17 protein-coding genes and 1 riboswitch are annotated in these 18,581 nt (G+C 30.0%); of the genes, 14 read left to right on the forward strand and 3 right to left on the reverse strand.

Annotated features, from left to right (window positions below):
* The first annotated feature begins 7 nt into the window (after window positions 1–7).
* Window positions 8–910, forward strand: coding sequence for a helix-turn-helix transcriptional regulator (locus TVTCOM_RS01850; protein WP_434798155.1), 903 nt, complete (start codon window positions 8–10; stop codon window positions 908–910).
* 73 nt (window positions 911–983) lie between these two features.
* On the opposite strand, the gene feoB is transcribed toward TVTCOM_RS01850, so the two are convergent.
* Together feoB and TVTCOM_RS01860 are read right to left on the reverse strand one after the other, a co-directional pair.
* Window positions 984–2,909, reverse strand: a complete 1,926-nt coding sequence (gene feoB / locus TVTCOM_RS01855; RefSeq protein ID WP_434798156.1) for a ferrous iron transport protein B — start codon at window positions 2,907–2,909, stop codon at window positions 984–986.
* Window positions 2,910–3,143 (reverse strand): FeoA family protein, encoded by a 234-nt coding sequence (locus tag TVTCOM_RS01860; RefSeq protein WP_434799706.1) that lies wholly within the window; start codon window positions 3,141–3,143, stop codon window positions 2,910–2,912. It abuts the gene before it with no gap.
* A 193-nt stretch (window positions 3,144–3,336) separates the two neighbouring features.
* Between TVTCOM_RS01860 and TVTCOM_RS01865 the strand changes: the two genes are divergently transcribed.
* From TVTCOM_RS01865 to TVTCOM_RS01895, 7 genes are all read left to right on the forward strand, one after another.
* Entirely contained in the window at window positions 3,337–3,864 is a 528-nt protein-coding gene (locus tag TVTCOM_RS01865; RefSeq protein ID WP_434798157.1) for a Gx transporter family protein, read from the forward strand.
* Between the two features lie 39 nt (window positions 3,865–3,903).
* Window positions 3,904–4,074, forward strand: coding sequence for an aspartyl-phosphate phosphatase Spo0E family protein (locus TVTCOM_RS01870; protein ID WP_434798158.1), 171 nt, complete (start codon window positions 3,904–3,906; stop codon window positions 4,072–4,074).
* 279 nt (window positions 4,075–4,353) lie between these two features.
* A complete protein-coding gene (locus TVTCOM_RS01875) occupies window positions 4,354–5,034 on the forward strand; it encodes a mechanosensitive ion channel family protein (protein WP_434798159.1) in 681 nt (226 codons plus the stop codon).
* Window positions 5,035–5,129: 95 nt separating this feature from the next.
* Entirely contained in the window at window positions 5,130–5,801 is a 672-nt protein-coding gene (locus TVTCOM_RS01880) for an MgtC/SapB family protein (RefSeq protein ID WP_434798160.1), read from the forward strand.
* Window positions 5,802–5,899: 98 nt separating this feature from the next.
* Window positions 5,900–7,678, forward strand: a complete 1,779-nt coding sequence (gene pepF, locus TVTCOM_RS01885) for an oligoendopeptidase F (RefSeq protein ID WP_434798161.1) — start codon at window positions 5,900–5,902, stop codon at window positions 7,676–7,678.
* A gap of 98 nt (window positions 7,679–7,776) precedes the next feature.
* Window positions 7,777–8,892, forward strand: a complete 1,116-nt coding sequence (locus tag TVTCOM_RS01890) for a site-2 protease family protein (protein WP_434798162.1) — start codon at window positions 7,777–7,779, stop codon at window positions 8,890–8,892.
* A gap of 151 nt (window positions 8,893–9,043) precedes the next feature.
* A complete protein-coding gene (locus tag TVTCOM_RS01895; protein ID WP_434798163.1) occupies window positions 9,044–9,874 on the forward strand; it encodes a phosphate ABC transporter substrate-binding protein in 831 nt (276 codons plus the stop codon).
* A gap of 221 nt (window positions 9,875–10,095) precedes the next feature.
* On the opposite strand, the gene TVTCOM_RS01900 is transcribed toward TVTCOM_RS01895, so the two are convergent.
* A complete protein-coding gene (locus TVTCOM_RS01900; RefSeq protein ID WP_434798164.1) occupies window positions 10,096–11,067 on the reverse strand; it encodes a LysR family transcriptional regulator in 972 nt (323 codons plus the stop codon).
* Window positions 11,068–11,266: 199 nt separating this feature from the next.
* Between TVTCOM_RS01900 and TVTCOM_RS01905 the strand changes: the two genes are divergently transcribed.
* The 6 genes from TVTCOM_RS01905 (at window position 11,267) to TVTCOM_RS01930 (ending at window position 18,324) form a co-directional block, all read left to right on the forward strand.
* The gene (locus tag TVTCOM_RS01905; RefSeq protein ID WP_434798165.1) at window positions 11,267–11,968 is read left to right on the forward strand and encodes an RraA family protein; all 702 of its coding nucleotides are present in this window, start codon (window positions 11,267–11,269) and stop codon (window positions 11,966–11,968) included.
* A gap of 29 nt (window positions 11,969–11,997) precedes the next feature.
* Window positions 11,998–13,026, forward strand: a complete 1,029-nt coding sequence (locus tag TVTCOM_RS01910) for a hydroxyacid dehydrogenase (RefSeq protein WP_434798166.1) — start codon at window positions 11,998–12,000, stop codon at window positions 13,024–13,026.
* A 190-nt stretch (window positions 13,027–13,216) separates the two neighbouring features.
* A complete protein-coding gene (locus tag TVTCOM_RS01915) occupies window positions 13,217–14,542 on the forward strand; it encodes a sodium/glutamate symporter (protein WP_434798167.1) in 1,326 nt (441 codons plus the stop codon).
* Between the two features lie 35 nt (window positions 14,543–14,577).
* Window positions 14,578–15,990, forward strand: a complete 1,413-nt coding sequence (locus TVTCOM_RS01920; RefSeq protein WP_434798168.1) for a DASS family sodium-coupled anion symporter — start codon at window positions 14,578–14,580, stop codon at window positions 15,988–15,990.
* Window positions 15,991–16,008: 18 nt separating this feature from the next.
* Window positions 16,009–17,145, forward strand: a complete 1,137-nt coding sequence (locus TVTCOM_RS01925; protein WP_434798169.1) for an amidohydrolase family protein — start codon at window positions 16,009–16,011, stop codon at window positions 17,143–17,145.
* A gap of 87 nt (window positions 17,146–17,232) precedes the next feature.
* Window positions 17,233–18,324: an iron-containing alcohol dehydrogenase family protein gene (locus tag TVTCOM_RS01930; protein ID WP_434798170.1), complete on the forward strand. Its 1,092-nt coding sequence runs from the start codon at window positions 17,233–17,235 to the stop codon at window positions 18,322–18,324.
* An 87-nt stretch (window positions 18,325–18,411) separates the two neighbouring features.
* Window positions 18,412–18,514, forward strand: a riboswitch (purine riboswitch).
* The last annotated feature ends 67 nt before the right edge of the window (window positions 18,515–18,581 follow it).

Below are 18,581 nucleotides of genomic sequence, written 5' to 3' on the forward strand. Positions count from 1 at the left end.
ATGTAATTTGAAAGAATTTGAAAAAGTTATAGCTGTTCAGCAGATGCAGGATTTTATAGATGATAATTTGAATAAAAATATAACTCTTTATGAACTAGCAAAATGCTCTAATTATTCCCCCTGGTATTGTGCTAAATTATTTAAAGAGTATATAGGGAAAACACCTTTCGAATATATAAGATTAAAAAGATTATCAAAGGCAGCCATAGAGCTTCGAAACCAGGATAAAAAAGTTGTGGATGTGGCATTGGATTTTGTGTTTGATTCCCACGAAGGATTTACAAGGGCCTTTAAAAAGCAGTTTGGTTTAACTCCTAAAAGCTATAAAAAAGATACTCCACCTATAAGTTTATTTACTTCTTATCCTATAAAAGAACAGTATATATATGAGAATAACTTAAATACTGATAGCAAATTAATATCCAATAATTTTTTTACTCAAGTTATTAATTTTCCAAGGAGAAAATGTATTTTAAAAAGAGGCAAAAAAGCTGGAAATTATTTTGAGTACTTTGAAGAAACAGGAGAGGAAGTATGGGGGATTTTATCTAGCATAAAAGAAGCTATTAATGAACCTTTAGGAATGTGGTTGCCGCATAAATTTATTAAAGAGAATACTTCTAATTATGTTCAAGGTGTTGATGTTCCTTTGGATTACAAAGGAATTGTTCCACAAGGATTTGAAATAATAACACTGCCTCCATGTAAAATGATGGTTTTTCAGGGAGAACCATTTGAAAATGATAATTTTCAAAGTGCAATAAATTTTTTATCAAGGGAAATAGATAAATATAATCCTACTTTATATGGATATGAGTGGGATTTAAATGAGGTGCCAAGTTTTCAAATGGAACCACAAGGATATAGAGGCTATATAGAAGCTAGACCAGTAAAAGAAATAGATATTTAACATATGATATAAGTTTAATTAACATAATAAAAAAATTGCTATATCTATTAAAATATAGCAATTTTTTTATTTATTATTCATTTGTAGCTTTTATATGGCATGAACTACTTGATGGACAAGAAGAACAACCACTACAGCCACTCTTATTATTTGATTTATTTTTAAACATTCTAAACAGGATAAATGCTGCTACTAATACGATAGCGCCGCCAACAATATATTCTATAGAAGCATTATTTCCAAGTAGAAGATTTCCGATCACATTTACTAATAAAGCAACTACCCAAGCTAGTATAAATTGATAAGATAAAGATATCATCATCATTTTATTTCCGTATTCTTTTCTCATAGTTGCAAGAGCTGCTATACATGGAGTATATAATGCAGAGAATGCTAAGAATGAAAGTGCTGTAACTCCAGTGAATACAGTAGGTAAAACTTCAGCTAAATTACTACCAAATAAAACTGACATTGTATTTACAACTATTTCTTTAGCACCAAGTCCTGTAAGTATAGAAACTGAAATTCTCCAGTCTGTAAATCCTAAAGGAGCAAACAATGGAGCAAGTAACTTACCAAATAAAGCTAATAAACTATCATTAATATTTTCAGTAAATCCATGTAAGTTAAATGATGATAAGAACCATATAACTACTGACATGGCAAACATTACAGTAATAACTCTTATTAAAAATCCTTTAGATTTGCTCCAAGTATTTTTTAATAAAGCTGATAAAGTAGGAACTCTATATTCTGGTAGCTCAAGAACAAAAGGCTCTGCTTGAGTTTTATATACCGTTTTATTTAATACTAAAGCAACTAATATGGCTACAACTACACCTAATATATATAAAGATGTAGTAACTATAGCTTTATGTTTTGGGAAGAAGATTGATACGAATAAAGCATATATAGGTAATTTAGCACCACAAGTCATAAGTGGAGAAATTAATGCTGTTATCTTTCTATCTTTTTCACTTTCCAAAGTTCTAGTTGCCATTATTGCTGGAGATGAACACCCAAGACCCATAACCATAGGTATGAATGCTTTACCAGATAAGCCAACTCTATACATTATCTTATCCATTAAAAATGCTGCTCTTGACATATATCCACTATCTTCAAATAATGATATTCCTAAGAATAAAGTGAAAATTAATGGGAAGAAAGGTAAAGTACCAGCAACACCACCAAGAACACCATCAACTATAAGTGATTTAAACCATAAACTTGAATTAGCTAACATGCCATCAACAGGAGTCATTACATAAGCTTCTATTGCTCCTCCTAGCCATTCTTGTAAAGGACCACCTACCCAATCAAAAGTAAACTTAAATAATAAAAGTAAAATTCCTACAAAGATTGGATAAGCAAGTATAGGATTAAGAACAACATCATCTATATGATCACTTATTGATTTTTTATTACTTGAAGGAACTATAGTTGCATCAGATATAATTTCTTCTATTTTTTTATAAGTTTCAGTTTCATTTCCAAAATCTACAGAGTAATTGATTCTAGATTTTGAAGCATTTTCAATTACAGATTTAATATTTTCTAAACCAGTTTTCTTCTTTGCTACTATAGGAAGGATAGTAACGTTAAGATTTTTAGCTAATTTGTTATAATCTAGTTTTATTCCTTTAGCCTCAGCTAAATCAACCATATTAAGTAAAATAACTATTGGTTTATTATATTTCATAAGTTGAGTAGTAAGGTATAAGTTTCTGTCAAGATTAGAAGCATCTACCACATTTACTATTACATCAACATTTCCTTGTTCTAAAAAATCCTTAGATACTTTTTCCTCGTTAGAGAAAGTATCCATGGCATATATACCAGGTAAGTCTACTATTTTTATATTATCATCTAAATAGCCTTCCTTTTTTTCAATTGTTACCCCAGGCCAGTTACCCACGTATTGGTTAGAACCTGTTAACAAGTTGAAAACAGTAGTTTTACCAACGTTAGGATTACCAAATAAAGCTACGTTAATCAATTAAATCACCTCGCTGTCTTTTAAGTAAATACTTTTAGCATCAGATTTTCTTAAAGCTAAGTTAAGTCCTCTAAAGTTTACTATTATTGGATCTCCTAATGGAGCAATTTTCTTTATTTCTATTTCAGTATTAGCAATACATCCTAAAGCAAGAAGCCTTTTTGCTAATCTTTCATCACCATTTATATTATTAATTGTACCGCTTTGGCCAACTTTTAAGTCGTAAACAGTCATCATTAACACCTCCTAATGAGTTTCATTATCAATTAAATTATAACTATATTTTGTTCATATGTCAATATAATCATAATTTTAATATTATATTTTTAAAACACACATAAAAGACATATAAAAAAATTTAAAATATAGAGGTTTTTAACTATATATTGTATTATAGTATTAGGTTAAAAAATGGAGATGAAAATTAATGAAAACTAAAAAGATGACATTTTTAGGTTTAATGGTTGCATATAGCTTAGTATTATATATAATTGAAACTTATATACCGAACCCATTAATAGCTATTTTTCCAGGAGCTAAACTAGGTTTATCAAATATAATAACACTTATATCATTGATGATTTTAGGGGTAAAAGAGACTTGTATAATATTAACTGTTAGAATTATATTATCTTCTATTTTTGCTGGACCTCTTTCATACTTATTATTTAGTGTGGGAGGAGCATATCTAAGTTTAATAGGTATGTATTTATCTAGCAAAGTAAAAGGTTTTTCTATTATAGGAGTGAGTATCATAGGAGCCATCGGGCATAATATAGGACAATTATTAGTAGCAAGTATAATAGTACAAAATATTAATATGGTAGGGTATTTACCATTTATGCTTATAGCATCTTTAGTTACAGGGATGTTTGTAGGATTAGTATCAAAGTATTGTTACCCAAAATTGACAAAATTTTCCGTGAAATTGTTGACAAATAATAACAATTTTTGATAGAATTAAATAAAATACATGTTGATAGTGGTGGTTTTTATGGGTAAAAGTGAATTAGAAGCGCTGAAGAAGGAAATTGAAGAAGTAAGGGAATTAATAAACACATATATTGAATATCCTGAAATATTTAGGGATGAACTAGTTGAGTCAAGTAAAAAAATAGATATGTTAATAAATGAATATATAAAACAAGCAAGTGACCCACAGTAATGTGGGTTTTTTTGTATATATTTTGTGATTTTAAATAAGAATTATGAGTATACTAGAATATAAATATTAAAGTAAATTTTATTTTTAAGTTTATTATAATTTAAAGGTGATTAGATGTTTATTTCTAAATTAATTCGTAGTATAGTTATCATAATAATCGCTTGTATATTGTTAAAAATTATACAATTTTCCTTAAAAAGTTTATTTAAAGTCACAAAGTTTGATGAGAGATACGAAGATACTCTTTGTAGTGTATTGTGCTCTGTGTCATACTATATAATGTTTTGTTTAAGCGTAATATTAATCCTTAGAGAATTTGATATTGTTGATGCAACGGCCTTTGGATCCATAGTTACTGGAGCTAGTATAGTGGGGATTGTAGCAGGGGTAGCATCTCAAAGTATATTAAAAGATATCTTTAATGGATTTTTCATTCTATTTGAAAAGCAAATTCATGTAGGAGATTTTATTCTAATAAACGAAGAGTTTAAAGGAAGTGTAGAAGAAGTTGGTATAAGAAGTGTAAGTCTCAGAGATTGGGATCTAAAAAGAATTACCATATCAAATGGTAATATTAATAGTATAAGAAACTATAGTAAGGATGTAATGAGAGTTATTGTTCATGTTAGAGTTTCTTATGAGGAAGATCCTATGAAAGTTTTAGAATCTCTGCAAGAAGTATGCAATATAATGAATGAAAAATATAAGGACTATCTTGTAAAATTAAGACCATCTAGTTATTTAGGGTTTAAAGTATATGGAATAACAGATATAGAAAAAATATCTATAGGAGCAAAATATACAATTACAGGTGTTGTTGTTTCAGAAAAATATTTTGCCATATTGAGGGAAGCTAAATTACAAGTTTTAATTGTATTTAAGAAAAATAATATTAAGATAGGATATCCAACAAATATAAATATTTTATCAAATGAAGATAATATAAATGATGAATTATAAATCATAATTGCAAATGAAGAATAAAAACATATACTATACTAATAAGTATATATAACACTTATATAATATTAATATATGATTCTAAGGGGGATAAAATGGGAGACATAATATTAAAAAATCAGGAAGTCATCATAAAACTCCTATTAGCAGTTTTAGTAGGCGGTTTTACAGGTTATGAAAGAGAAAAGTCAAATCAGTTTGCTGGTTTTAGGACACATATTTTAGTATCTATTGGATCATGTATTACATCTATTATAGCTCTAGAACTATTTACTAAGTATAGTGGAACTACTACAATGGATCCAGCAAGATTACCAGCACAGGTACTGTCAGGAATAGGTTTTTTAGGAGCAGGAGCTATATTAAAGAATTCTAATGGGATAAGGGGATTAACAACAGCAGCGGGGATATGGACAACAGCATGTATTGGCATTGCCATAGGATATGGGCAATATGTACTTGGGATCTCAGCGTGGATATTAGTAATGGGAACATTATATGTATTAAAAAATATAGATAAAGTCATATCGCCTAAAAGTCAAACTGTGTTGAAGGCTACAATAACAAGCTTAGATGCAATATCTAATATGGTTAATAAAATTAAATCAAGTGAAATAATTATAAGGAACTTTCAAATAATAACTAAATCAGAAGCAATATGGGAAATAAATTTCTTACTAGAATATGATAAAAGATTAATGTTAAGTGAATTAGTTATTGAGTTAGAAGGTATTAACAATGTAGTAAATATAGAATATATAAAGTAAATTTATTGCAATTGCTATTTTATTTTGGAAATACTAATATAAGCATATATATAAATAATAAATATATTAGATGAATAAATTACTAAGGAGTGAAAATAATGGAGAGAAGTGCAGTAGAAAATAAGTTCAAGTGGACTATAGATGAAATGTATCCCAACGAAGAAGTTGTGGAGAAAGATATAAAAAAAGTAAAAGAATTAATTGAAGATGTTAAAAAATATAAAGGAACTTTAGCTGATAGTGAACAGAATTTATACAAAGCATTAAATATATCAGAACAAGCATCTAGAATACTTCAAAATTTATATGTGTTCACTCATATGAAAAGTCATGAAGATACTAGAATAAATAAAAATCAAGGAAATGCCACTAAAACAGATATGTTATCTACAGAATTATCCATGGCTACATCTTATATGGTGCCAGAAATAATATCAATGGATAGTGAAAAGCTTGAAAATTACTTAAAAAGTGAAAAATTGTCTCATTATAAAAAACATGTGGATGAAATATTAAGATTAAAACCACATACTCTAAATGAAAGGGAAGAGGAATTATTAGCAGCAGTATCTGATTTATCGGGTGTACCAGAGAACGTATATGATATGTTATCTTTTGCTGACTTACAATTCCCAGAAATAGAAGATGAAAAGGGCAAAAAAGTTAGAGTAACTCATGCAAACTTTAGCTTATTCTTAAAAAGTAAAGACCAAAGAGTAAGAAAAGATGCATTTGATGCTATGTATTCTGTTTATGGTCAATATAAAAATACTTTTGCATCTACCTTATATGGTGGAATAAAAAGTGAAATATTCTATGCTAAGACTAGAAAATACGAATCAGCTTTACAAGGGTCACTATTCCAAGATGATGTTAGTATAGAAGTTTATAATAATTTAATTGCAGCTGTACATGAAAACTTAGATGTATTAAATAAATATACTGATCTTAAAAAGGAATTCTTAGGATTAGATAAAATAAATATGTATGATTTATATGTGCCATTAACTGAAAACTTTGATATGAAAATACCTTATGAAAAAGCACAAGAAATTATATTAGAAGCTTTAAAACCTTTAGGTGAAGAATACTTAGAAAATGTAAAAAAAGCATTTGCTGAAGGTTGGATAGATGTATATGGTAATGAAGGAAAACAAGGTGGAGCTTACTCTTGGGGTAGCTACGACTCTAAATCATATATATTACTTAGCTATAAAGATGATTTGAATTCATTATTTACTTTAATACATGAAATGGGCCACTCAATGCATAGTTATTATTCAAAAAATAATCAATCATATTTATATTCAGGATATAAAATATTTGTAGCGGAAGTGGCATCAACTTTAAATGAATTATTATTAATCAACTACTTATTAAAAAATGCAAAATCAAAGGATGAAAAAGTATACTTATTAAACTACTACTTAGAACAATTTAGAACAACTGTATATAGACAAACAATGTTTGCTGAGTTTGAAAAAATATGTCATGCAAAAGTTGAAGAAGGAGAGCCTTTAACATCAGAAGAATTCACAAATATTTATTATGATTTAAATAAACAATATTACGGTGAATCTTGTGAAGTAAATGAAGAAATAGGATTAGAATGGGCTAGAATACCTCATTTCTTTAGTAACTTCTATGTATACAAATATGCTACAGGATTTTCTGCAGCATCTGCTTTAAGTAAACAAATACTTGAAGAAGGTGAAAGCGCAGTAGCAAGATACAAAGAATTCCTAAAGAGTGGTGGTTCAGACTTCCCATTAAACCAACTAAGAAAAGCTGGTGTAGATATGGAGAAAAAAGAATCTGTTGATAAGGCACTACATGTGTTTAAAGACTTAGTGGACGAATTAGAAAGAGAACTATAAAATTAATAAATAAGGAGCTATTTTTATTAAATATATGTATAAATAGCTCCTTATTTATTAAAAAAAATTAAAATTTACATAATATATTGGGGGAGTTTATGAAAAGCAAATTAATTAAAGTGTTGCCATATATTTGTGGAGCATTAATAGGTTTTGTTGGTGGGTTTATTGGCATTGGACTAAATATAAATTTAGATTTGAACTGGATTTATCTAATACCTATAATGATTTTACAAATAATAGTTTTTGTTGTAGTACATGAATTAAGTCATGGTTTTGTTGCGGAGAAAAATGGACTTAAATTTACGGTACTATATTTAGGACCATTTACATTTAAAAGAGAAAATAATAAATTTAATAAAATTAAAAGCTTTGGTAAGCAATTGACTTATGTAGGAAGAGCTCAAATTGATAATTTTCAAATACTAAATGAAGAAGATGTTGAGAAAGCAAGAAAAGCGTGGATTAAAGCGCTTAAAGCAGGTCCTCTGAGTGATTTAATCTTAGGTACTACAACTATATGTATAGGATTAATATTTAAATGGAATCTATTAATTATTTCAACTGTTATAATATTTGTTTTAATTAGCATCCCAAGTTATATTATGGGAGATGGTAAGCATATGAAACTAATTAAAAAAGATAAAATTTTTACTGATGTAATATTATATACATATAGTATTATAGGTAACACACCTATATCCAGAGAATCTATATCATTTCTATTACAGAAAATAGAAAATAATATAGAGAAAACTAATGTTAATAAAGATAATTTAATCTCCTTAGCATTAAGTGCTCAATCTTTATATACGGATGCCATATGTAACAATAAAGAAGATTTATCTCCGAATATAAATGAAATAGTTGAAGTGACTATAGAAAATAAAAATATATTTTTAAATAAACAAATAGAATCTTCATATTATAAAGGTTTAATTAACATAGCAATAATGTATGAAGTGTTAATTAAAAATAATAAAGAAAGAGCTCTAGAACTTTATAAACATGTGAAAAAAGAAAAGCATAATATGCCAGGGGAGAAGCTAGATTTTTATAGAGTTGAGCATACACTAGGTATTGCCAATAGAAAAGGCGAAATTTTAAATGAAAATCTAATGAATCCTATTTTTAAAGGATGTGAAGGTGTAGAATCCATGGAAAGAATAATAAATGAATTAATACTAGAAAAATCTAAGATTATATATACTTAATACGCATTTAACAAATTTTACATCTCTTTAATGTGTACTTAATACTCTCTTAACACTCTAACTGTATTATTAAATTGTAAGATAAATCAAATGTAGAAAACAAAAACAAGAAATAATAAAAAAAGTTGGTATTTGGAAGGAGATTATTAAGATGTTTAAAAAGAAAATAATGGTATTATTATGTGGGGCAGTAATGGTAAGTGGACTTGCAGTAGGATGTGGTTCAGGAAATTCTTCACAAGGAGATGGGGCTAAAATAACTATATCAGGATCAACTTCAGTAGGACCAACAATGGAAGTTTTAGCAGAAGCGTATCAAAAAAATAATGATGTAAAAATAGAAGTACAACAAGTTGGATCATCAGCAGGGATAAAAAATACAATGGAAGGGACTTCTAACTTAGGAATGTCTTCAAGGGATTTAAAAGATGAAGAGGCACAAAGTATAGAAGGAACTCAAATAGCAATAGACGGTATAGCAGTTGTAACAAATAAGAATAATAAAATTCAAGATTTAACAGTTGATCAAGTTAAAGATATATTTACAGGAAAAATAACTAACTGGAAAGAAGTTGGTGGAGAAGATGCACAAATAGTTGTAATATCAAGAGAAGAAGGTTCTGGAACTAGAGATGGATTCCAAGAAATAGTAGGATTTGAATCAGAAGAATTAACTAAAGATGCTCAAATAAGTGATGGTTCTGGAAATGTTAAATCAACAGTTGAAGGAAATGAAAATGCTATAGCATACATATCTTTTGGATATGTTAAAGATGGTATCAAGTCAGTTAAAGTTGACGGTGTAGAAGCTAATGATGATAATGTTGTAGCTGGAAAATATCCAATATCAAGACCTTTCTTAGTAGTAAATAAAAAAGATGCTATGAGTGATGAAGCTAAATCATTTGTTGACTTCATAATGAGTGAAGACGGACAAAATATAGTAGCTGAAGAAGGATTCATTAAAGCACCAACAAAATAAGCAAGATTCTATAATTGATTATTATATTTAAATAAACCTTAAGTTACAAAAAAGCCTAGCTAAAATCAGCTAGGTTTTTTTCATGTGGCAAATTGATTGAAATAAGTATATGAGAATAATACCTATACTTATTTTGTATTTTGGAAAAATATTGAGAGTAATCATGTTAAAAAGGTTGAAAGTAAGCAAGTATTGGTTTTATACGATTACTTACTTAATTTTTAACTTGTTATAGTATTTGCAATATTTTCTATAGGCATTAGTTCTATTTTTTGGAAATAGTCTGTTATTAAATCTAAAAAATACTGATTATAACTTGTTAAGTATCTATCTTTATGATGAATAATAGATACTTGTTGAGTTAATGGTTTTCCATTAAGTAAAAGAGGGAATATGTTAATGTCTTTTGGAATTAAAGATTTTTGATTAATTAAGCTTGTTCGTGTTGCAAAGCATGCAGCAATCCCTTTTAATCCAATAGAGGTACTAATCTGAATATGTGCACTAGTTGTATATGTGCGGGGAACAAAACCAGCATCATCAAAGCAAGCTTGAATGGTTTGTCCCATGCGGTTCTTTAGAATACAAAATGGTAATTTGGAGAAGTCTTTAACATAGGCACCAGGGCTTACTGATTTCTTTAAGTAACCTATTTCTTTGCCATAATACTCATGAAGTAATGTGTCAGTTACACAAAGATAAATTTGATCAGACATAAGGTGCTTTTTTTCGATACTAGGATTTTCTACTCCATGTAGAATAATAGCTAAATCAATATCACCATTTAATATTAGTTCCTCAAGTGGTTTAGAATTTGTCTCTGTAATTCTAATTTCAACATTTGGATATCTGGATGAAAATTCTGTAAGAACTTCTGGTAAGCAAGTATTCATGCGTAGCGTACTAGCACCAAAACGTAGTACACCACGTTCTTGATGTTGAATATCTGAGAGAATATCCTTGAGATTGGTGTCTTCTCTGTTGAGAGTGTTTGCATAAGCAAGAACATGTTCACCTGCATATGTTAACGAAAGAGAAGGTTTTCGATAAAATAGTTTTACACCGTAATAATTTTCAAGTCGTAGAATATGATTGCTTAACGTTTGCTGCGAAATAAATAATCTATTAGCTGTTTTAGTCATATGCAAGTCTTTAGCTAGTTCTGAAAAATAGTATAAACTCATCAAGTCCATATATAATACCCCCACAAATTTTTTTTGTTAAAAATTAAAAATATCATTGTTTGATTTGTACATGTTTTAATATTACAATAAAATTACAAAAATTCAAGACATTTTGTAATAAAATATAAAAAATTTGTAATGAAATATAAAAAATGTAGAAAAAGGTAGAATGATGCAATGATCATTTAAAAAGGAAGGAATTAATATTATGGCGATAGGAAAACGTATTTACACTAAAAGAGAAATGCCAGATTTAGAAGTAATGAATGAGTTTAAAAAAATTCCGGCTTCTAATACTGCAGATGTTATGGGAAGAAGTGGTGCAATGAATCCACGTATACGTCTTGTTAGTAGTCCAAAAGCGCAAATGCTTGTAGGACCAGCTTACACAGTTAAATGTCGTGCAGGTGATAACTTAGCTTTACATGCTGCATTAAATATGTGTCATGAAGGAGATGTATTAGTAGTGTCTAATGAAGAGGACAATACTCGTGCACTTATGGGAGAAGTAATGATGGCTTACTTAAGATATACAAAAAAAATAGCTGGAATTATTATAGATGGACCAATTCGTGATATAGATGAGATAGGTAAATGGGATTTCCCTGTTTATGCTACAGGAACTACTCCAGGTGGTCCATACAAAGAAGGTCCAGGAGAGATAAATGTACCTATATCTTGTGGAGGAGTTAGTGTACATCCAGGAGATATTATATTAGCTGATCCAGATGGTGTTATAGTTATACCACGTAAAGATGCAGCAGTTGTTCTTGAAGATGCAAAGAAATTCCAAGCAGCAGATGAAACAAAATTAGCAGCAGCTAAAGATGGTTCAGCAAATCGTGAATGGGTTCATAATCTATTAGAGAACAAAGGATTTGAAATTATTGAAGATGTATATCAACCATAATATATAAGATAAGAAAGGGAAATAAAAAGATGGGATGGAAAATATTATTACCTCAAGAAATCATGGAGGAAGGAACACAACTATTAATTGATAAAGGACATACGCTTATTAGAGGAAGAGGATTTGAGACAGAAGATGTACTAGCTGACATGAAAGAGCATCAACCAGATGCTATGATAGTACGTATAACTCCAATAACAAGAGAAGTTATAGAAGCAAATCCTAACTTAAAAGTTGTTGTTCGTCATGGAGCAGGATTTGATGCATTAGATGTAAAAGCATGTCATGATAATGGAGTTCAAGCATTATATGCACCAGTTGCAAATAGTACATCAGTAGCAGAAACAGCACTTCTTTTAATATTAGAATGTAGCCGTAATGTAACTACACTTAAAAAGACTTGGGTAGAGGATTACTATAAAGCAAAATTAAAAACAAGAAAAACTACATTAAATGGAAAAACAGTAGGAATTATCGGTTGTGGTAATATAGGTAGCCGTCTTGCAGTACGTGCTATGGGATTAGAAATGAATGTTTTAGCATACGATCCATATAAACCTGCGAAAGATTTCCCAGAAGGTGTTGAAGTAGTTCGTGATTTAGATAGAATATTCAAAGAAAGTGATTATGTTTCATTGCATGTACCAAATACACCTGTAACAAAAGATATGGTAAATAAAGAGCGTCTTGCAATGATGAAACCAACAGCATTCTTAATTAATACAGCTCGTGGTGGTTGTGTTGTAGAGGAAGACGTTTACGAAGCATGTAAAAATGGTGTTATTCAAGGAGCTGGTTTAGATGCAATTAGACAAGAGCCAGTAGATCCAGAGAATCCATTACTTACTTTAGATAACGTAATTATATATCCTCATATAGGTGGAAATACAGTTGAAGCTGCACATAGAGCATCTTACTTCTCAGCAATGGGTGTACAAGAAGTATACGAAGGTAAACAAGCTACATGGCCAATAAATGATGTTGACTATGTTACAGCACCAACATACACTGATACAAAAAAAGGTTCTGGAGAACCAGTAGGAATGTTTAGTTTCTAAGAAAGACTATATTTCAATTTCACATAAAGTTTAGTCCTTATGAATGTCATGGGTTTTAGTAATATTTTGTCAAGGTAATCTTGTTATAATATCATTTAATATTAATAACTGAACAAAATGATAATATTAAGGACTAAACGAACTGATAATATTAAGCACTAAACAAACTGACTTTTGGGGGGTGAAAATTATGACAGTAGCTACATTTTGCGATGATATGCTTTTGCTAGCGGTATTTATGTTACTTGGTTTTTTTATAAGAGAAATTATAAAACCTATGCAGAAATTATTTTTACCATCTTCCCTTATAGGGGGACTATTACTTCTGTTATTAGGACAGCAAGCACTAAATATTGTGGCTGTACCAGAAAGCTTTAGTGGTTTGCCAAGCGTTCTTATTGATATTGTTATGGCAGCTTTAGTCTTTGGTGTTAATTTTAATAAAGATAAAATCAGTTCCTATCTTGATTATTCATGTGTTACAATGGCTTCTTATGGAATGCAAATGTTTTTTGGTGTAGCTCTTGGAGGGCTTCTTGCCAAAGTATGGCCAGGTTTACCAAAAGGTTGGGGAGTCATGGGAGTTTTTGCCTTTCATGGTGGACATGGAACAGCAGCCGCAGCAGCATCAGCATTTGAAAAATATGGAGTTCAAGGAAATATGGCAGTTGGAATGGTTCTTTCTACTTTTGGTCTAATTTTTTCTATGGTTATAGGAATGCTAATTATTAATTACGGAGTTAGAAAAGGTTGGGGGACCTATGTAAAAGAGCTAAAGGAACAACCAGGATATTTCTATGGAGGAGCATTACCTAAAGAACACAGAAAAACTTCTGGTTCTACAGTAACAACAGCTATTAGCATAAATCATTTAGCACTTCAAGTTTCATGGCTTCTAGTTGCCTTATTTATTGGAAGGATATTGTTTGATTTTGTTGGACAGTATTCTAGTTTTATAGATGGACTTCCAAGTGTACTAAGAGGTGTATTTGGAGGAGCAATTTTATGGAAGATATTAAGAGTAAGTAAATTAGATAAATATGTAGATTTAAAAACTATAAAAATGATTAGTGGATTTATATTAGAAATAGTAATATTTACAGCTATGGCTACATTAGACTTAGAATTTATATCTGCATACATTATACCAGTGCTTATATATACAATTGTAATTTGTGGATTAACAGGTCCAATTATATTTTTCTTATCGTATCATTTATGCAAAGATGAATGGTTTGAAAAAGCATGTATGGCATTTGGAGCAGCAACAGGAAATACATCTACAGGACTTGCACTTGTAAGAGCTATTGATCCAAATTCTCAGTCAAGCGCCGGAGATACTCATGGAGTTTATTCAACTATTATGTCGTGGAAAGATAGTTTCGTGGGCTTAGCACCTATGTGGCTTATGAGTGGTATTGCAGTGACAATGGGCGTTGGAATTGCCATAATAGCAGGTTTTGTAGCTATAGGATTTACGTTTTTTAGCAAAAGGAAAAAGGGAGATATCGTATAATAAAGCAAACGGTATCATGAGAGAAAGGGATAAATATGAATAAAAAACAACTATTTAAATTGCTATTAGTAGCATTAGTTACTATTGGTGTTTGGAATTTTCCAACTCCAGCAGGATTAGAAACAGAAACATGGCATATCGTAGCATTATATCTAGGATTATTAATTGGTCTTGTTATTAAGCCATTTGTAGAGCCAGTTATTACATTAATTATTGTTGGTTTTGCATCTATGTTTATAGATACCTCTATACTATTAAATGGTTTTGGAAATGGTATGGCTTGGTTCATCGCTTTAGTTACAATAGTATGTACAGCCTTTGTTAAAACAGGTTTAGGAAAAAGAATTGCTTATAATTTATTATTAAAAGGCGGAAAAACTTCATTAGGTCTTGGATATATATTAGTGTTTACAGATTTAATACTTAGTCCTGCAACAGGTTCAAATGCTTCAAGAACAAGTATTATTTATCCTATATTCCATAATATAGCTGAAGGTGTAGGTTCAACATCAGAGAAAAATCCAAGAAAACTTGGTGCGTATTTAACAATATTAATGTATGTAAGTTCACAAGGAACAGCTGCATTATTCTTAACAGTAATGGCTACTAATGCTATTACAGTTTCTTTAATAACTGAAATGCTAGGAATGACAATCACATGGGGAACTTGGTTTATGGCATCAATAGTGCCAATAGGTTTATTCCTATTATTAGCTCCATTTATTATATACAAAGTATATCCACCAGAAATGAAATCTCTAGATGATATAAAACCTCTGGCACAACAAGGATTAAAAGATCTTGGTCCTATATCATCAGCAGAAAAGAAATTAGCAGTATTATTTATTCTTGCAGTTCTTGGTTGGATGCTTGGCGATAAATTAACATTTATCAATTTAGATATGAAAGTTGTAGGATTTATGTTCCTTGCATTAGTTCTTTTATTCGATGTATTAAATTGGGACGATGTAATAGGAGCTAAAGGTGCATGGAATATTTTCATATGGTATGGTGCTTTCTATGGTATAGCTTCATCATTATCAGATGCAGGGTTCTATACATGGTTAGCAGATGTATTAGGAAAGGTATTAGATTTATCACAAATAAATGGATTACTTGTTACAGTTGTGTTAGTTCTAATAAGTTTAGCAGTTAGATACTTCTTCGTATCAAATAGTGCATTTGTTGCTTCTTTCTATCCAGTATTATTCACAATAGCATTAACTACACAAGCAGACAAAATGGTAGTAGCATTATTACTTGCATTCATGTCACCATTAGGAGCATTATTAACACATTATGGAAATGGAGCCGGGCTAGTTACATTTGCTTCAGATTATGTACCTCAGAAAGATTTCTGGAAAGTTGGTACTATTATGGTAGGAGTTGCATTAGTGTTATTATTCTGTGTAGGACTTCCATACTGGAAAATTGTAGGTTTATGGTAAGAGAAAGGTAAATATAATATGTTAGATTTATTAATTATAAATGGTCATGTTATTGATCCAGCCAATAATGTAGACGAAGTAAAACCTATCGCTATTTATAACGGTAGAATAACAAAATATGAAGAAGGTACACAAGCAAAACATACAATTGATGCAAAAGGTAAATATATTTTCCCTGGATTAATTGATGCCCATGCCCATATGTTCCATGATGGTACGGAAATAGGTATCTATCCGGATGTTGCATATTTACCAACAGGCGTTACAGCAGCAATAGATTTCTCTGCTGGAGTAGCTAATTATCCAATGTTCCGTTCTTCAGTAATTGCAAAAAGTAAAATAACTATAAAAAGTTTCTTACAAGTATGCTCAGCTGGATTAACAACAACAAGTTATCACGAGTGTATTAATCCTAAATATTTTAATCCTGAAAAGATTGAAAGAATTTACAATGAGAATAAAGATAATATTCTTGGATTAAAGATACGTCAAAGTGAGGAGTTAGCAGAAGGACTAGGTATTGAACCTTTAAAAGCAACAATAAAAATAGCTGAAAAAATAGGTTGCCCAGTAGAAGTACATTGTACTAATCTACCTGTACCAACAAGTGAAGTACTTGAAGTATTACGTCCTGGTGATATCTTTGAACATGTTTATCAAGGTGCTCAAAATACAATTATTGATGAGAACGGAAAGCTATATGATTGTGTTAAGGAAGCAAGAGAACGTGGTATTATATTTGATACTGCAGAAGGTAGAAAACATGGGGACTTTGAAGTAATGCTTGCAGCAAAAGAACAAGGATTTATTGCAGATATGTGTAGTACAGACTTGGTTCTTGGAAGTATGTTTAGAAGACCCATATTCTCTTTACCAAACTTAATGTCTCGTTACATCTGTATGGGAATACCAATGGCAGATGTAGTTAGAATGGCAACAGAGCGTCCAGCTAAACTTATGAAGATGGAAGGCGAAATTGGTTGTCTAAATGAAGGTGCGAGAGCCGATGTTGCAATTTTCGATTGGATAGATTTTGAACAATTATATAAAGACTGGAAAGGAACAGAATTCATTGCGAACAAGTTGCTTAAACCAGAAATGACAATTAAAGATGGACAAATTATGTATTGTGCACCTGATTATTTTTATGAATAATAGGTAAGCAAATTTAAATATTATAGCAGATTATGAGCAATATTATAAGTTCATAATCTGCTATATTTGTTAAGAGGAGAGGTATATATGAAAAATGACTATTTAGATAATGCTATTAAATTTGGTGCAGGTAGATATCAGCAAGGTATAGGACTTCTTGAAAAATGTGGAGCAGAATTAAAACGATTTGGAAAGAAAGTGTATATTGTGTCTGGTGTTCGCGCCTTTGAAGCTGTAAAAGAAAGATTATTACCATCACTTGAGCGTGAAGAAATTAATTATGTTGTGGAAATATTTGAGGAAGCCTGTAGCTATAAGGCAGCAGCAGAATGTGCAGAAAAATGTTTAGAAGCAGGTTGTGATGAGGTAGTTGGAATAGGTGGAGGAAAAATTATGGATTTTTCTAAAGCAGTAGCTAAATCAGCAGGAGTTGGAGTAGTTAATATACCAACTTCAATATCTACATGTGCAGCATTTACTAATATGAGTGTTATGTATACTACAGATGGAATATATGATGGTAGTTGGCGCTATGAATATGAGGTAGATGCTGTTATAGTAGATTTGGATATTATAGTAAATTGTCCTTCTCGTTTTGCAGCAGCTGGGATCCTAGATGCTATGGCAAAGAAAATAGAAATTCAAAATGGAAAAGCAGTTATGTTACCAGATGAAAATACATTTGATAAGTATACTTCCTACAGAATAGCTGAATATGCCTATGATATATTAGAGTATTATGGAAAACAAGCTATTAAAGATATAGAAAAAAATAAAATAACAACTGCAGTAGAGTACGTGACTTTTATTAATATAGCAGTTACTGGATTGATAGCGAACATTACGAAAAGTTTTAACCAAGCTGCCTTAGCACATGAGATGTATTATGGAATTCGTACATATTTTACAAAAGTGGCAGAAAAAGTGCTTCATGGAGAAATTGTAGCAGTAGGTTTGTTTGTACAACTATACTACAATAGATTGTCATCCCACAAAGAAAAACTATTGAATTATATGAAAGAAATGAATATGCCATTAACATTAAGTGAATTAGGTATTGATATAACAGATGATAATTTGAATATATTGGAAACATATTTGCTTCAATCACCATATGTAGAATGTAGTAAAGAAAGTCAAAATTTAATTCATGAAGCAATAACTCATATTAAATATTAAAAGTTTCTGATATATGATGTTCTAGATATAAAATTACCTATATTTAATTATTCAAAAACTATTTACAAAAAAATTAGATATGATACAATAAGATAAAATTAAATGACTCGTATATTTGACGGTAATATGGTCCGTAAGTTTCTACCTACTAACCCTAAATTAGTAGACTACGAGGTATAGTTTAAAGAATATATAAATATAAATTAACTTAGGTTATTTTGTATTTATTTTGAGCTAAACACCTCGATATTTATATC

The organism is Terrisporobacter vanillatitrophus, assembly GCF_051148895.1.
In the GTDB taxonomy this organism is placed as follows: Bacteria; Bacillota; Clostridia; order Peptostreptococcales; family Peptostreptococcaceae; genus Terrisporobacter; species Terrisporobacter vanillatitrophus.

Excerpts from the sequence above, each read along its gene's own strand:
- TVTCOM_RS01895 (WP_434798163.1), top strand. The coding sequence starts at position 9,044 with ATGTTTAAAAAGAAAATAATGGTATTATTATGTGGGGCAGTAATGGTA.
- TVTCOM_RS01860 (WP_434799706.1), bottom strand. The coding sequence starts at position 3,143 with ATGACTGTTTACGACTTAAAAGTTGGCCAAAGCGGTACAATTAATAAT.
- TVTCOM_RS01870 (WP_434798158.1), top strand. The coding sequence starts at position 3,904 with ATGGGTAAAAGTGAATTAGAAGCGCTGAAGAAGGAAATTGAAGAAGTA.
- TVTCOM_RS01925 (WP_434798169.1), top strand. The coding sequence starts at position 16,009 with ATGTTAGATTTATTAATTATAAATGGTCATGTTATTGATCCAGCCAAT.
- TVTCOM_RS01915 (WP_434798167.1), top strand. The coding sequence starts at position 13,217 with ATGACAGTAGCTACATTTTGCGATGATATGCTTTTGCTAGCGGTATTT.
- TVTCOM_RS01920 (WP_434798168.1), top strand. The coding sequence starts at position 14,578 with ATGAATAAAAAACAACTATTTAAATTGCTATTAGTAGCATTAGTTACT.
- TVTCOM_RS01905 (WP_434798165.1), top strand. The coding sequence starts at position 11,267 with ATGGCGATAGGAAAACGTATTTACACTAAAAGAGAAATGCCAGATTTA.
- TVTCOM_RS01910 (WP_434798166.1), top strand. The coding sequence starts at position 11,998 with ATGGGATGGAAAATATTATTACCTCAAGAAATCATGGAGGAAGGAACA.
- TVTCOM_RS01875 (WP_434798159.1), top strand. The coding sequence starts at position 4,354 with ATGTTTTGTTTAAGCGTAATATTAATCCTTAGAGAATTTGATATTGTT.
- pepF (WP_434798161.1), top strand. The coding sequence starts at position 5,900 with ATGGAGAGAAGTGCAGTAGAAAATAAGTTCAAGTGGACTATAGATGAA.
- TVTCOM_RS01930 (WP_434798170.1), top strand. The coding sequence starts at position 17,233 with ATGAAAAATGACTATTTAGATAATGCTATTAAATTTGGTGCAGGTAGA.
- TVTCOM_RS01890 (WP_434798162.1), top strand. The coding sequence starts at position 7,777 with ATGAAAAGCAAATTAATTAAAGTGTTGCCATATATTTGTGGAGCATTA.
- TVTCOM_RS01880 (WP_434798160.1), top strand. The coding sequence starts at position 5,130 with ATGGGAGACATAATATTAAAAAATCAGGAAGTCATCATAAAACTCCTA.
- TVTCOM_RS01900 (WP_434798164.1), bottom strand. The coding sequence starts at position 11,067 with ATGGACTTGATGAGTTTATACTATTTTTCAGAACTAGCTAAAGACTTG.
- TVTCOM_RS01865 (WP_434798157.1), top strand. The coding sequence starts at position 3,337 with ATGAAAACTAAAAAGATGACATTTTTAGGTTTAATGGTTGCATATAGC.